The 14,200-nt window shown below is 70.4% G+C and carries 12 protein-coding genes; 10 read left to right on the forward strand and 2 right to left on the reverse strand.

Annotation, left to right across the window (positions count from 1 at the left end; all coding sequences use genetic code 11):
• The first annotated feature begins 8 nt into the window (after positions 1-8).
• From fdhD to HSO01S_RS00175, 4 genes are all read left to right on the forward strand, one after another.
• Positions 9-989: a formate dehydrogenase accessory sulfurtransferase FdhD gene (fdhD, locus tag HSO01S_RS00160; RefSeq protein ID WP_084361174.1), complete on the forward strand. Its 981-nt coding sequence runs from the start codon at positions 9-11 to the stop codon at positions 987-989.
• Complete coding sequence (locus HSO01S_RS00165) at positions 986-3,286, forward strand: FdhF/YdeP family oxidoreductase (RefSeq protein ID WP_066038573.1); 2,301 nt, start codon at positions 986-988, stop codon at positions 3,284-3,286. Before fdhD ends, HSO01S_RS00165 begins: the two co-directional genes overlap by 4 nt.
• Positions 3,287-3,338: 52 nt before the next feature.
• Positions 3,339-3,713, forward strand: coding sequence for an FKBP-type peptidyl-prolyl cis-trans isomerase (locus HSO01S_RS00170; RefSeq protein ID WP_066038574.1), 375 nt, complete (start codon positions 3,339-3,341; stop codon positions 3,711-3,713).
• 84 nt (positions 3,714-3,797) lie between these two features.
• Positions 3,798-6,041 (forward strand): HelD family protein, encoded by a 2,244-nt coding sequence (locus HSO01S_RS00175; RefSeq protein WP_066038575.1) that lies wholly within the window; start codon positions 3,798-3,800, stop codon positions 6,039-6,041.
• Between the two features lie 19 nt (positions 6,042-6,060).
• Here the strand turns inward: HSO01S_RS00175 and HSO01S_RS00180 are convergent, their stop codons facing one another.
• Complete coding sequence (locus HSO01S_RS00180) at positions 6,061-7,377, reverse strand: MFS transporter (RefSeq protein ID WP_084361175.1); 1,317 nt, start codon at positions 7,375-7,377, stop codon at positions 6,061-6,063.
• A complete protein-coding gene (locus HSO01S_RS00185) occupies positions 7,374-8,432 on the reverse strand; it encodes an isopenicillin N synthase family dioxygenase (protein ID WP_066038576.1) in 1,059 nt (352 codons plus the stop codon). Before HSO01S_RS00185 ends, HSO01S_RS00180 begins: the two co-directional genes overlap by 4 nt.
• A 198-nt stretch (positions 8,433-8,630) precedes the next feature.
• Here HSO01S_RS00185 and rpsO point away from each other — a divergent pair, with 198 nt between their 5' ends.
• From rpsO to HSO01S_RS00215, 6 genes are all read left to right on the forward strand, one after another.
• On the forward strand, positions 8,631-8,900 hold the full coding sequence (rpsO, locus tag HSO01S_RS00190) for a 30S ribosomal protein S15 (RefSeq protein ID WP_066038577.1): 270 nt from the start codon (positions 8,631-8,633) through the stop codon (positions 8,898-8,900).
• 141 nt (positions 8,901-9,041) lie between these two features.
• A complete protein-coding gene (locus tag HSO01S_RS00195; protein WP_084361176.1) occupies positions 9,042-10,247 on the forward strand; it encodes an LLM class flavin-dependent oxidoreductase in 1,206 nt (401 codons plus the stop codon).
• An 11-nt stretch (positions 10,248-10,258) separates the two neighbouring features.
• On the forward strand, positions 10,259-10,897 hold the full coding sequence (locus HSO01S_RS00200) for an FMN reductase (protein ID WP_066038578.1): 639 nt from the start codon (positions 10,259-10,261) through the stop codon (positions 10,895-10,897).
• 122 nt (positions 10,898-11,019) lie between these two features.
• A complete protein-coding gene (locus tag HSO01S_RS00205; protein WP_066038579.1) occupies positions 11,020-12,171 on the forward strand; it encodes a type III polyketide synthase in 1,152 nt (383 codons plus the stop codon).
• Positions 12,172-12,174: 3 nt separating this feature from the next.
• Positions 12,175-12,906, forward strand: coding sequence for a class I SAM-dependent methyltransferase (locus HSO01S_RS00210; protein ID WP_066038580.1), 732 nt, complete (start codon positions 12,175-12,177; stop codon positions 12,904-12,906).
• Entirely contained in the window at positions 12,899-14,164 is a 1,266-nt protein-coding gene (locus HSO01S_RS00215) for an FAD-dependent oxidoreductase (RefSeq protein WP_169799910.1), read from the forward strand. Before HSO01S_RS00210 ends, HSO01S_RS00215 begins: the two co-directional genes overlap by 8 nt.
• The last annotated feature ends 36 nt before the right edge of the window (positions 14,165-14,200 follow it).

Here is a 14,200-nt window from a genome sequence, read left to right on the forward strand (position 1 = left end):
CTCTAGGCATGGGCAGAATCACTGCACGGCGCCGCGTCACCCGCTTGACCGTCGGCGGGTCCCGCACGATACGCGAAGACTACCTCGCCGCCGAAGAACCGCTCGAGATCCGTGTCGGGGGCACCTCGCTCGCCATCACGATGCGCACCCCGGGCCACGACGTCGACCTGGCCGCCGGCTTCCTCGTCTCGGAGGGGGTCATCAAGTCCGCCGACGACTTCGCCGCCGCCCGCTACTGCGTGAGCGCCGAGGGCAACGTCGGCGCCGACGGCAACACGTTCAACGTGCTCGACGTCACCCTGGCTCCCGGAGTGCCCCGCCCCGATCCGAGCCTCGAGCGCAACTTCTACACCACGAGCTCGTGCGGCCTCTGCGGCAAGGCCAGCATCGACGCGGTGCGCACGCTCTCGGCCTACGAGGTCGCCGGCGACCGCGGCACGATCGACCCCGCCCTGCTGATCACCTTCCCCGACCGACTCCGCGCCGAGCAGGAGGTTTTCGAGAAGACCGGGGGCCTGCACGCCGCGGGCCTGTTCGACGCGACGACCGGCGAACTCCTGGTGCTCCGCGAGGACGTCGGCCGGCACAACGCCGTCGACAAGGTCGTCGGCTGGGCGCTCAAGGAGGGCCTCCTCCCGCTCCGCAACACCGTGCTGATGGTCTCGGGCCGCGCGAGCTTCGAACTGACCCAGAAGGCGTCGATGGCCGGCATCCCGATCCTCGCCGCCGTCTCGGCACCCTCATCCCTCGCCGCCGAACTCGCCGCCGAACTCCGGATGACCCTGATCGGCTTCCTGAGGGGCGATTCGATGGTCATCTACACGGGCTCCGAGCGCGTCCGCGCCGCAGAGACCTTAGTCGCCGAGACCGCAGCCGCCGAGCCCGCACCCGCCCAGATCGCACCAACCGACCCCGCCCCCGCACGTTCCGCCGAAGCCCGACCCTCCGCAGCCCGAACCGCCGACCCCGTGGAAGCAGGATCCCGATGAGCCGCAAGTCCCCCGTCGACGACGTCGACGCGTCCGACCCGAAGGTCACGCATCCCGAGACCTGGGCCACCGGCATCCCCGCCATCACCCACTCGATGGAGCCCGCGCTCGTCGACCTCGGCCCCGTGCGCACCGCCCAGCTCTTCACGGCGATCAACCAGAAGGAGGGCTTCGACTGCATGAGCTGCGCCTGGCCCGACCCGGACAAGCGCAAGCACCTCGAGTTCTGCGAGAACGGCGCCAAGGCCGTCACCTGGGAGGCCACACCCGTCACCGTGCCCGACTCGTTCTGGGCCGAGCACTCGGTGACCGACCTGGCCGACAAGTCCGAGTACTGGCTCGGGATGCAGGGCCGCCTCACCCGCCCCGTCTACAAGCCGGCGGGCAGCGACCACTACGTGCCGATCGAGTGGGACGACGCGTTCCGGCTGCTCGCCGACACCCTGAACGGGCTCGACTCGCCCGACCAGGCCGCGTTCTACACCAGCGGCCGCGCCTCCAACGAGGTCTCGTTCATCTACCAGCTCTTCGTGCGCGCCTTCGGCACCAACAACATGCCGGACTGCTCGAACATGTGCCACGAGTCCACCGGCAACGCGCTCAGCGACGTGATCGGCGTCGGCAAGTCCACGATCGTCTACGACGACTTCGAGCGCACCGAGCTGATCATCGTGATGGGCCAGAACCCCGGCACGAACCACCCGCGCATGCTCACCGCGCTCGAGGACGCCAAGCGCAAGGGCGCCAAGGTGATCGCCGTCAACCCGCTGCCCGAGGCCGGGTTGCTGAGGTTCAAGAACCCGCAGCGCGTCCGTGGCGTGGTGGGCGAGGGCACGAAGATCGCCGACCAGTTCCTGCAGGTACGGCTCGGCGGCGACATGGCGCTCCTCCAGGCCGTCTCCAAGCGCGTGCTCGACGCCGAGGCGCGCAACCCCGGCACGGTGCTCGACCATGACTTCATCGCCGAGCACTGCGTCGGGCTCGAGGAGCTGAAGGCCCACCTCGCCCAGCTCGACGAGGGCGAGGTGCTCGAGGCCACCGGTCTCACCTCCGCCGAGATCGACGAGATGGCCGACCGCTACCTCGCCGCCGACCGCGTGATCATCACCTGGGCGATGGGCATCACCCAGCACCGCAAAAGCGTCGACACGATCAAGGAGATCGCGAACCTGCTGCTCCTCCGCGGCAACATCGGCAAGCCCGGGGCCGGGCCCTCGCCCATCCGCGGGCACAGCAACGTGCAGGGCAACCGCACGATGGGCATCTGGGAGCAGATGTCCGACTCCTTCCTCGACGCGCTCGGCACCGAGTTCGCGTTCGAGCCGCCGCGCGCCCACGGCGTCGACGCGGTCAGGGGGATGCACGCGATGGAACGCGGCGAGATCAAGGTCTGGTTCGCCCTCGGCGGCAACTTCGTCGGCGCGATCTCGGACACGGCCTTCGCCGAACGTGCCATGCGCGGCACCGACCTGACCGTGCAGGTCTCGACCAAGCTCAACCGTTCGCACGCGGTCACCGGGGCCGCCGCGATGATCCTGCCCACCCTCGGCCGCACCGAGATCGACCATCAGGCCTCCGGCGACCAGTTCGTCACGGTCGAGGACTCGGTCTCGCTCGTGCACGCCTCGCACGGCCGCGTCGAGCCCGTCGCCCCCACCCTGCTCTCCGAGACCGCGATCATCGCCCGGCTCGCCGCGGCGACGCTCGGCGACCGCTACGGCATCGACTGGGCGGGCTTCGAGAACGACTACGACATCATCCGCGAGCACATCGCCCGAGTGGTGCCCGGATGCGAGGACTACAACGCCAAGGTGCGCCAGGAGAACGGCTTCCACCTGCCCAACGGCCCACGCGACTCCCGCACCTTCACCAACGACATCGGCAAGGCGAAGCTCACGGTCAACGAGCTCGAGCCGGTCGAGCGCCCCGAGGGCCGGCTGCTGCTGCAGACCCTCCGCTCGCACGACCAGTTCAACACCACGATCTACGCCCTCAACGACCGCTACCGGGGCATCAAGCACGGCCGCGACGTCGTGTTCGTGAACCCGCTCGACCTCGACGAGCTCGGCTTCGCCGACGGCGACCGGGTGGACGTCTACAGCGAGTGGAAGGACGAGCCCGACCGGGTGCTCCGCGGGCTCCGTGTCGTCGCCTACCCGACCGCGAAGGGCTGCGCGGCGGCGTACTTCCCCGAAGCCAACGTGCTGGTGCCGCTGGACAGCACCGCGATCGGCTCGAACACGCCCGTGTCGAAGGCGATCGTGGTGCGGCTCGAGGCGTCGCAGACGGACCTCTGACCCCGGCCCGCGGAGTTTTGACCTCGGCACCCGGGTGGGATTGGATGGACTCATGACAGATGACACTTCGTCCAAGCCCGAGATCGACTTCCCCGAGGGCCCGGCCCCGACCACCCTCGAGATCGTCGACATCGTCGAGGGAACCGGCAAGGAGGCGACCCCCGGCGCCACCGTCGAGGTGCACTACCTCGGCGTCGAGTACGAGACGGGAGACGAGTTCGACTCCTCCTGGGGTCGCGGCGAGACCATCAGCTTCCCGCTGAACGGCCTCATCGCGGGCTGGCAGGAGGGCATCCCCGGCATGAAGGAGGGTGGCCGCCGCAAGCTGACCATCCCTCCGCACCTCGCCTACGGCCCCGCCGGCAGCGGCCACTTCCTGGCCGGCAAGACCCTGATCTTCGTGATCGACCTGATCTCGGTCCCGTAAGGCGTTCTCCCAGGGATAACCCACGCGTCACCTCGGCCCGGAATCCGGCGAGTAGAATTACTTGCCGGATTCCGGGAGGCTGCCGTGGCGGAGACAGAACTGGCGCGTGAGCGCGAGTACGTGGCGGGGTTGTACGCCCGCCTCGATCGGCTGCGCGCCGAAGCAGAAGAAGAGCTGGCCGCCGTCCGACGTGAGAGCGTGGGCGGCAACCACCAGTCCCGCTCCGAGCGGGACGCCTTCGCCCGGGTCTACGAAGACCGGATCGCGCAGCTGCGTGAGGTGGGGGAGCGCCTGGCGTTCGGCCGCCTCGAACTGGTCGATCCGGATGCCGACGGCTCCGACCTGCGCTACATCGGCCGTATCGGCCTCCGCGACGAGAACCTCGAGCCGCTGCTGCTCGACTGGCGCGCACCCCAGGCCAGGGCCTTCTACCAGGCCACCGCCGCCACACCGCTCGGCGCCCGGGCCCGGCGGCACCTCACCACGCGCGGCCGTGACGTGGTCCGCATCGAGGACGAGGTCTTCGACAGCACGCTCCTCGACGAGGAGGGCACGCAGCTCCAGGGCGAGGGCGCCCTGCTCGCGGCCCTGTCGGCGCAGCGCACCGGCCAGATGCACGACATCGTCTCGACGATCCAGGCCGAGCAGGATCGCGTCATCCGCTCCGAGCTCTCCGGCGTCCTCGTCGTGCAGGGCGGGCCGGGCACCGGCAAGACCGCGGTCGCCCTGCACCGCGCCGCCTACCTGCTGTACACCCACCGCGAGCGCCTCGGCTCGAGCGGCGTGCTCGTCGTCGGGCCGAGCCGGGCCTTCCTTCAATACATCAACGCCGTGCTGCCGAGCCTCGGCGAGACCGGGGTCGTGCTCTCCAGCCTCGGCCAGCTCTACCCGGGCCTCGACGTGACAGCCGAGGATGCACCGGCGGTCGCCGCGCTCAAGGGCTCCTCCGAGATGGCCGCGCTGATCCGCCGCGCCGTGCGGTCGCGGCAGCGCGTGCCCGAGGCCGACCAGACACTCGAGATCAACGGCGAGAAGCTCGTGCTCCAGCCCTCCGTGATCCACGATGCGCTGGTCAGGGCCCGCGAGTCGGGCAAGCCCTACAACGAGGGCCGGGTCTCGTTCGTCAAGTCGGTGCTCGGCCAGCTGACCCGACAGCTCGCCGACCAGCTGCGCCGGCGCGGGAGCACGGTCGACGAGGCCGACCTCGCCTACCTGCGCGAGGACATCCGCACCGCCTACGACGTGCGCGTCGCGCTCAACACGGCCTGGATCCCGCTCACCCCCGAGAAGCTGATCGAAGACCTCTACGCCCGCCCGCAGTGGCTCGCGTCGATCACCGGCCATTGGTCCAAGGCGAAGCGCCAACTGCTGCGCCGCGAGCGCGGCTCGGCCTTCACGGTCTCCGACGTGCCGCTGCTCGACGAGGCGGCCGAACTGCTCGGCGAGTACGACGCCGGAGACGTGGCCAAGCGCCGCGAGGAGAAGGCGCAGCGCAAGCGCGACCTCGAGAACGCCAAGAACGCGATCCGCAACATGGATGTGGCCGGCCAGGTCTCGGCCGAGTCGGTCGTCGCCGGTTTCGCCGAGCAGACCCTCGCGCTGACGACCGCCGAGCGCGCGGCGTCGGACCGCAGCTGGACCTACGGCCACATCGTCGTCGACGAGGCCCAGGAGCTCTCGCCCATGCAGTGGCGCGTGTTGCTCCGCAAGTCGCCGCTGCGCTCGTTCACGATCGTCGGCGACGTCGCCCAGGCGAGCTCCGCCGCCTCGACGACGAGCTGGGACGCGACCCTCTCGCCGCTGATCGGCGAGAACTGGCGGCTCGAGGAGCTGACGGTCAACTACCGCACGCCCTCGCAGATCGTGGATGCGGCGGAGCGCGTCGCCGTCGCGGCCGGCCTCGAGGTCACCCGCTCCCGCTCGGTGCGGACGACCGAGTGGCCGGTGCGGGCGCTGCCCACCTCGACCGAGGCCGGCTTCGCCGACCAGGTCGTCGCGCTGGCCGACGAAATGGAGGAGTCCGGCGGCACCACCGCGGTCATCGCCCCGTCGTCGCGCCTGGCCGCGCTCACGGTCGCGCTGACCGAGGCCTTCGGCGACCGCGTCGGGGTCGGCGTGCAGGGCCTGTCGCGCCCGATCGCGCTGCTGGCACCGGCCGAGGCCAAGGGGCTCGAGTTCGACTCGGTCGTCGTGGCGAGCCCGGCCGGAGTGGTCGCGGAGAACACTCGTGGCGCATCCGCTCTCTATGTGGCGATGACCCGGTCGACGCAGCGGCTCGAGCTCGTGCTCGCGCCCGGCGAGCAGCCCCCGGCGGGCCTCCAGGCCTGAGTTCTGCCTGCGAGCCGGCCTACGGCTTGGGGTCGGCCGCGTCGTAGGCGCGGAAGCTGTGCACCAGCCGCAGGATGAGCCCCACCACGACGACGATCACGATGCCGCCGAGGAGCGGGGGGAACCACAGCGCGGCCACCACCGAGAGCGCGCCCACGTAGAGGTCGCCCACCCGCGGCCCGCCCGTGACGACGACCGTGAACACCCCCTGCAGCCGCCCGCGCATGTTGTCCGGCACGGCGGTCTGCAGCATCGTGGAGCGGAAGATGGCGCTCACCTCGTCGGCGGCGCCCGAGCCGACCAGCGCCAGCGACGCCAGCACGATCGCGGGCCAGTTCGCGTCGACGAGCTCCTGCGTGACCGGCGTGCCCGAGAGCGCGGCGACGAGGATCACGGCCCCGAAGGCCGCGACGAACAACCCGTACAGCTGCACCGCGCGCGCGATCGCCTTCCCCTGCATCCGCACATGGCCGAGCCGGCCCGAGAACACGCTCGCGAGCGTCGAACCGACGGCCGTCGCGGCCGTGAGGATGCCGACCGTGATCGGCCCGCCGCCCAGTATCAGCACCCCGAGCGCCGGGAAGAGCACGCGAGGCTGGCCGAAGGTCATCGCGGCGATGTCGACGAGGAACGAGGCCCGGATGTTCGGGGCGCGCTTGAGGAACGCGAACCCCTCCCGGAGCGACTCGAGCCCGGGCCGGTGGATCTCGCCCTCGGGCAGGATCTTCGGCAGGCTCACGATCCCCACGAACGCCGAGACGAACAGCACGACGTCGATCGAGTAGGTCCAGCCGAAGCCCACCGTCGCGACCAGGACACCCGCCAGCGCGGGCCCGGCGGTGACCATCACGCCGACCGTGATGCCGTTGAGCGCGGCGGCGGCCGGCAGTAGCTCACGCGGCAGGATCCGTGGGTAGATCGCCGAACGGGTGGTCTGGATGACCGTGGCCGCGACCGCGTTGACGGTCGCCAGCGCGTACAGCGCGAGCACGCTGTCGGCGCCGAACCAGGCCAGTGCGGCGAGCGTCGCGGTGGAGGCCCAGGCCAGGATCGCGGCGATCAGCGCGACCTTGCGGCGGTCGAAGGCGTCGGCGAGCATCCCGCCGTAGAGCCCCGCCACGATCATCGGCAGCAGCGCGAACAGCGCGACCCCCGAGACCGCGAGGGTCGAGGAGGTCAGCCGGTAGATGTCGAGGCCCACGGCCACGATCGTCATCTGGCTGCCGATGCCCGAGATCGCCTGGCCGGCCCAGAGCCTGGCGAAGGCAGGGCTCTCCCTCAGCGGCGTGAGGTCGGCGAAGTGACTGGTGCGCCGAACGGGACCGCCCGGGGTCACGCCCGGCTGTTCTGGGCGGCCGCGGCCGCGTTCTTCTCCACGAGGTCGGAGTGGTGGATGGCGGCCACGTCCGGGTGCGCGCGCAGCCGGCTCTTCAGCGCGTTCTCGCCGTAGGTGCGGAAGATCGGATTGCCCGGGTCGACCGTGATGCCCTCGGCCTCGCTCGCGAGCTCCTCCGGGAGGGTCAGCACCGGGATCGTGGTGTCCAGCGCGGGGGAGTAGAAGAAGGGGATCGAGACGCGGTCGTCGCCGATGCGGGGCGAGATCACACGGTGCACGGTCGCCTTGAGGTAACCATCGGTCGCGACCTCGAGCAGCTCGCCGATGTTCACCACGAAGGCGTCCTCGATCGGGGGAGCGTCGATCCACTCGCCGTCCTTCTCGACCTGCAGTCCGCCCTTGCCGGGCTCGACGAGGAGCAGGGTGAGCACCCCGCTGTCCTTGTGCGCGCCGACGCCCTGCTTGGGCTCGGGGTCGCTCTTGCCGGGGTAGCGCACGATCTTGATCAGGGTCGAGGGGCGCTCGGCGAAGGCGGCGTCGAACACGTCCTCGGGGGCACCGAGCGACACGGCCCAGGCGCGGAGGAGGGTCAGGCTCACGCGGCTGAGCTCCTCGTACCACTCGGCGACGGTCTGCTGCAGCTCGGGCAGCGCGGCGGGCCACTGGTTCGGGCCCTCGAGGCGGAGGTAGTCCGGCGTTCCCTCGGCGCGCTCGACCGGCTCGCGCTCGGTGCCGATGTCGATCTGCTCGCGCCAGTCGACCTTGCCCTGGGTGAGCTCGCCGCCGACCCGGGTGTAGCCACGGAAGTGCGGGCTCTTGAGGTTCTCGATGGCCAGCTTGTCGGCCTCGGGGAGGTCGAAGAAGCGGCGGGAGACCTCCATCACGCGTTCGATCAGCTCGTGGGGCACCCCGTGCCCGGTGAGGTAGAAGAAACCGTAGTCGTGGGTCGCCTCCCGGAGGTCGATGCGGAAGGACTCCGCTTCGGCGTCGCCGTCGTTCAGGCGGGAGAGGTCGAGCACCGGAAGAGTGGCGGTGCTGAGTGCTTCGAGTGTCATATGTCTGTATCCGTTCCGCGATCTACCAACACCGGACAACTCTGCTGTGTTCCCCGTTCGATGTCGATTTGCCGGTCGAAATGTTACGAGGGTGTTTCTGGTAAGCTCTTCAGGTTGCCGTTCGAACGGCCGCGGATAAAGAGAGCCTCAGCATCGGGCTGACAGGCACCGCGCAACGAGAGAAAGGGGATCCCATCTATGGCACTCGAAGCAGACGTCAAGAAGGCGATCATCGAAGAGTACGCAACCCACCCCGGTGACACCGGATCCCCCGAAGTGCAGGTCGCAATGATGACCCGTCGCATCAAGGATCTCACCGAGCACCTCAAGGAGCACAAGCACGACCACCACTCGCGTCGTGGTCTGCTGCTGCTCGTGGGCCAGCGTCGTCGCCTGCTTGGCTACCTCCAGGACATCGACATCGACCGCTACCGTTCGCTCATCGAGCGACTCGGCCTGCGCCGCTAGTCCTAAACCTGGCTTCGAGAAGGCCGTCACCCTGCGGGGTGGCGGCCTTTTTCTTGCGCGGGAATAGATCGGCGGGGTGGTAGGTTGGAGTCAATGTTCATGCAAATGCATGGAGTTGAAAGCGCGACTTGAGAGGTCGACATGCAGTTCGGAATCTTCACCGTCGGAGACGTCACCACCGATCCGACGAACAACACCACCCCCACCGAGAACGAGCGCATCAAGGCGATCCTCACCATCGCGCAGAAGGCCGAGGAAGTGGGCCTGGACGTCTTCGCCCTCGGCGAGCACCACAACGAGCCCTTCGTTCCCTCCAGCCCCACCACGATGCTCGGCTACGTCGCCGCCAAGACCGAGAAGCTCCTGCTCTCCACCGCGACGACCCTCATCACCACCAACGACCCGGTGAAGATCGCCGAGGACTACGCGATGCTCCAGCACGTGGCCGACGGCCGCGTCGACCTGATGATGGGCCGCGGCAACACCGGACCGGTCTACCCCTGGTTCGGCAAGGACATCCGCCAGGGCATCCCGCTGGCGATCGAGAACTACGCGCTGCTCCGCCGCCTCTGGGATGAGGACGTCGTAGACTGGGAAGGCCAGTTCCGCACGCCTCTGCAGGGCTTCACCGCGACGCCCCGCCCGCTCGACGGTGTCGCACCGTTCGTCTGGCACGGCAGCATCCGCAGCCCTGAGATCGCCGAGCAGGCCGCCTACTACGGCGACGGTTTCTTCGCGAACCACATCTTCTGGCCCAAGGAGCACTTCCAGCGCCTGATCAACTACTACCGCCAGCGCTTCGAGCACTACGGTCACGGCAAGGCCGACCAGGCCTTCGTCGGACTCGGCGGCCAGGTCTTCATGGCGAAGAACTCGCAGGACGCGGTGAACCAGTTCCGCCCCTACTTCGACAACGCCCCCGTCTACGGCCACGGCCCGTCGCTCGAGGACTTCACCGAGCAGACCCCGCTGACCGTGGGAAGCCCGCAGCAGGTCATCGACCGCACCCTCACCTTCCGTGAGACCTTCGGCGACTACCAGCGCCAGCTGTTCCTGATGGACCACGCCGGCCTGCCGCTGAAGACCGTGCTCGAGCAGCTCGACATGCTCGGCGAGCTCGTCGTGCCCACGCTCCGCAAGGAGCTGGACGCCCTGCGCCCGGCCCACGTGCCTGACGGCCCGACCCACCAGTCCGAGATCGAGCGCATGGCCGCCCGGAGCGCCGCCAAGGCGGTCCAGGATGCCGACGCCCAGTCGGCCGTCGCCGCGGAAGCCGCGCGCACGGCCGGCTCCACCACCACCTCCACCACGGCTGCCGCCCACAGCGGCGCCGCCTTCGGCCTCTAGGAGCCGCCATCATGACCGACACCTCCCGCAAGCAGCTCGTGGCCGTCTCCGCCGGCCTCAGCCAGCCCTCGTCCACCCGCCTGCTGACCGACCGGCTCTCGGACGCGACCGTCTCCGACCTCACCGGCCGGGGGGTCGAGGTCGACCTCCGCACGATCGACCTCCGTGACCTGGCGCAGGACATCACCAACAACCTGGTCACGGGCTTCGCCAGCACGAAGCTGCAGGATGCGATCGACGCGGTCGCGAACGCCGACGGACTGATCGCGGTCACCCCGATCTTCACGGCCAGCTACAGCGGCCTGTTCAAGTCGTTCTTCGACGTGATCGACAACACCGCGCTCACTGGTCTCCCGACGCTGATCGCGGCGACCGGCGGCACACCCCGCCATTCGCTGGCGCTGGATCACGCGGTGCGCCCGCTGTTCAGCTACCTGCGCGCCCCCGTGATGCCCACCAGCGTCTTCGCCGCGGCGGAGGACTGGGGCAACGGCTCGACGGAGGACGGCATCGCGGCCCTGCCAGACCGCATCCACCGCGCCGCCGGCGAACTCGCCGGTGCCATGGAGCACTCCACCCGCTCGGCCCGGGTGATCGACCCGTACGCGCTCGAGGGCTTCAGCCCGGTGGGCGGCTACGGCGCCCAGTAGCGCCGTCGCTCGGCACGGGAAGGGCCCCGCGGACTACGGTCTGCGGGGCCCTTTCGCAACCCCCGCTCCGACATCCGCACGCCCGAGCCCGTGTCGCAGGCGATCGTGCTTACATGGGGCTTATGGCTGTCAGCGTGCGAACCATCCAGACCGCGGTGCCCTCCACCGTCCTGCATCAGGACCAGGTGCGGGACGTGTTCGCCTCGCAGCCGGGGCTGACCCGGCTCGGCACGCGGCTCGTCACGGCCTCCTTCGACGGCTCCGGGATCGACACGCGGTACACCGTGATCGACGAGCTCACGCTCGACACCCAGTCGGAGGACCCGACCTTCTTCGACCTCGAATCGGGCCGGCTCCTCGCCCCCTCGACCGGGGTGCGCAACGAGCTGTACATCGAGCGGGCCACCGAGCTCTACGTCGAGGCCGGCCGGAAGGCCCTGGAGGCCGTCCCCGACCTCCAGGCCTCGGACATCACGCACGTGGTCACCGTCTCGTGCACGGGCTTCTTCGCCCCGGGCCCGGACTACGTGCTGGTGCGGCAGCTCGGCCTCGCGCCGAGCACGCTCCGCTACCACGTCGGCTTCATGGGCTGCTATGCCGCCTTCCCGGCGCTCCGGATGGCGAAGTCGTTCTGCGAGGCCGACCCCGATGCCGTCGTGCTCGTCGTCAGCGCCGAGCTCTGCACCCTGCACGTCCGCTCGTCGAACGAGCCCGACCAGATCGTCGCCTCCTCGGTGTTCGCGGACGGCGCGGCGGCGGCGATCGTCACGGCGCGCCCGCTGCCCGCATCCACCACCCCGACCCTCGACCTGGACTTCTTCGAGAGCGTGCTGACCCCGGTCGGCGAGGGCGACATGGCGTGGAAGATCGGCGACGAGGGGTTCGAGATGGTGCTGAGCTCCTACGTGCCGAAGATCATCGACGAGCACATCACGGGTGCGCTCGAGCCGCTGCTGGCCCGGGCACCCGAGCTCGCCGAGGCGCCGTCGGAGGCGATCACGCATTGGGCGATCCACCCGGGCGGGCGGAGCATCCTGGACAAGGTCGAGGCCAAGCTCGGGCTCTTGGAAAAGCAGCTGGTGCCCTCGCGGCGGGTGCTGCGGGAGCACGGGAACATGTCGAGCGCCACGATCCTGTTCGTGCTGAAGGACATCCTCGAGTCTGCGGAGGCTTCTTCGGAGCAGGGGCCCGAGCGGGTGTGCGCGATGGCGTTCGGCCCGGGGCTCACGGTCGAGACGGGACTGATGACGGTGCGGCCGGCGGCCGTATCCTGAGCCATGCCCACCTCGCTCCGGAAACGTGCCGTGCACCTGCGGGAGTACATGGACGACCCCGCCTGCGACCCGGTGCTCCTGGACCGCACGTACGAGCAGTTCCGGCTGATCAACGCCGTGGTCGCCGGCTGGCACGGCACCTACCGGGAACGGATCAAGCCGCTGCTCTCCCGGGAGACGCCCTCGACCCTGCTCGACATCGGCTGCGGCGGGGGAGACCTCGCCCGGGCCCTCGCCCGCTGGGCGCGGAAGGACGGGCTGCAGCTGCAGGTGGCCGGCATCGACCCGGATGAACGGGCCCTCGCCTTCGCCCTGCGCACCCCGAACCCGGACGGCGTGCGCTTCCAGCGCCTGAACAGCAGCGACCTGGTCGACGCGGCCGCCCGGTTCGACTTCGTGATCTCGAACCACGTGCTGCACCACCTCGACGCCGAGCAGCTGAGCGACCTGCTGATCGACTCGGAACTGCTCTGCCGCACGCTGGCGATCCACAGCGACATCCGGCGGAGCCCGGTGGCCTACGCGCTCTTCTCGGTGGGGACGCTGCCGTTCTTCCACCGCTCGTTCATCCGCGACGACGGGCTCACGTCGATCCGCCGCAGCTACACCACCGCGGAGCTGCGGGTCGCGGCCCGGCGCGGCTGGAACGTCGAGGCGCAGTCCCCGTTCCGCAACCTGCTCACCTTCGCCGCGAGTGCCGCGGCGAAAGAGGCCGAGCCGGATGCGGATGCCTGAGCCGGGTTCGCTGCCCCGACGCGGACGTGAGGCGTGGAGAGCCGGGGTCTCGGGTGCCGCGGTCTCGGGTGTGACGGGCGCGGATGTGGCCGTCGTCGGCGCAGGCCCGGTCGGCGTCTTCCTGGCCACCGCCCTCGCCCTCCGGGGGCTCGACGTCGTCCTGCTCGAGCGGCGGGTGGGGGAGCGGCGGCACTCCCGGGCCATCGGGATCCACCCGCCGTCGCTCGCGGCGCTCGAACGGCTCGGCGTGCTCGACGAGATCCTCCGCCGCGGTATGCGGGTCGACCGCGGGGTGCTGCGGATCGACGGGCAGGATGCGGCCGCGCTCGAGTTCGCGCGGGTTCCCGAGCGGCACCCCTTCGTGATCACGCTGCCGCAGGTCGAGACCGAGCGGATCCTCCGCGCCCGGTTGGACGCGCTCGCGCCGGGGGCGCTCCGCGAGGGATTCACGGTTGGGCGGATCGAAGCCCTGCCGGGGCGGGTGCGGTTGCACGCGGTCGCCGGGCCCTCCGCTGTGGATGCGCGCCTGGTCGTCGGCGCCGACGGCCCCCTCGGCGTCGTGCGTCGCGCGGCCGGTCTGGGCGGCACCTCGCGCGCCTATCGGCACCGCTACGTGATGGGCGATGTGGCCGACGAGACGGACGACGGGGCGACCGCCGTGCTGCACCTGAATCCGGATGGCATCGTGGAGTCCTTCCCGCTCCCGGGCGGGGTGCGTCGGTGGGTCACCCACCTTCCCGAGCAGCACGAGCAGCACGGCACGTGCGGGTCCTCGCACCGCCGCGCGGCAGAGGACGACGACGGAGCGCGCGCCGCCGCCCGGCTCGCCGACCTCGTCGACGCCCGCACGGGCATCCGCATCGACCCGGCCACGACCACCATGACGAGCGAGTTCGGCGTGCGTCGCGCCGCCGCGTCGGGCATGGCCCGAGGCCGGATGCTGCTCGTCGGCGACGCCGCGCACGAGGTCAGCCCGATCGGCGGCCAGGGGATGAACCTCGGCTGGCTCGACGCCGACGAGCTCGCGGAGATCGTGCCGGAGGTGCTCCGCTCCGGTCGCCGCGAACCCCTGGTCGCCTGGCAGCGCCGGCGGCTCGCCTCGGCGGCCCGCGCCGCGCGGATGGCGGAGTTCAACATGGCGATGGGCAGCCCGTGCGGCCCGCTCGCGTTCGCCGCGCGACGGCTCGTGGTGGCCGGCGCCTCCGGCCCGCTCCTGGCCGGTCGGCTCGCCCGGGCGTTCACCATGCACGGGCTCTGACGCGCGGCTCGGCGGGAGCCCCTCGGCCCGCACGGC

It is taken from the genome of Herbiconiux solani NBRC 106740 (genome assembly GCF_001571005.1).
GTDB classification, from domain to species: Bacteria; Actinomycetota; Actinomycetes; order Actinomycetales; family Microbacteriaceae; genus Herbiconiux; species Herbiconiux solani.

What these genes read in the sequence shown, in the direction of transcription:
- fdhD (WP_084361174.1), top strand. Translation starts at nt 9, where the DNA reads ATGGGCAGAATCACTGCACGGCGCCGCGTCACCCGCTTGACCGTCGGC.
- HSO01S_RS00165 (WP_066038573.1), top strand. Translation starts at nt 986, where the DNA reads ATGAGCCGCAAGTCCCCCGTCGACGACGTCGACGCGTCCGACCCGAAG.
- HSO01S_RS00170 (WP_066038574.1), top strand. Translation starts at nt 3,339, where the DNA reads ATGACAGATGACACTTCGTCCAAGCCCGAGATCGACTTCCCCGAGGGC.
- HSO01S_RS00185 (WP_066038576.1), bottom strand. Translation starts at nt 8,432, where the DNA reads ATGACACTCGAAGCACTCAGCACCGCCACTCTTCCGGTGCTCGACCTC.
- rpsO (WP_066038577.1), top strand. Translation starts at nt 8,631, where the DNA reads ATGGCACTCGAAGCAGACGTCAAGAAGGCGATCATCGAAGAGTACGCA.
- HSO01S_RS00195 (WP_084361176.1), top strand. Translation starts at nt 9,042, where the DNA reads ATGCAGTTCGGAATCTTCACCGTCGGAGACGTCACCACCGATCCGACG.
- HSO01S_RS00200 (WP_066038578.1), top strand. Translation starts at nt 10,259, where the DNA reads ATGACCGACACCTCCCGCAAGCAGCTCGTGGCCGTCTCCGCCGGCCTC.
- HSO01S_RS00205 (WP_066038579.1), top strand. Translation starts at nt 11,020, where the DNA reads ATGGCTGTCAGCGTGCGAACCATCCAGACCGCGGTGCCCTCCACCGTC.
- HSO01S_RS00210 (WP_066038580.1), top strand. Translation starts at nt 12,175, where the DNA reads ATGCCCACCTCGCTCCGGAAACGTGCCGTGCACCTGCGGGAGTACATG.
- HSO01S_RS00215 (WP_169799910.1), top strand. Translation starts at nt 12,899, where the DNA reads ATGCCTGAGCCGGGTTCGCTGCCCCGACGCGGACGTGAGGCGTGGAGA.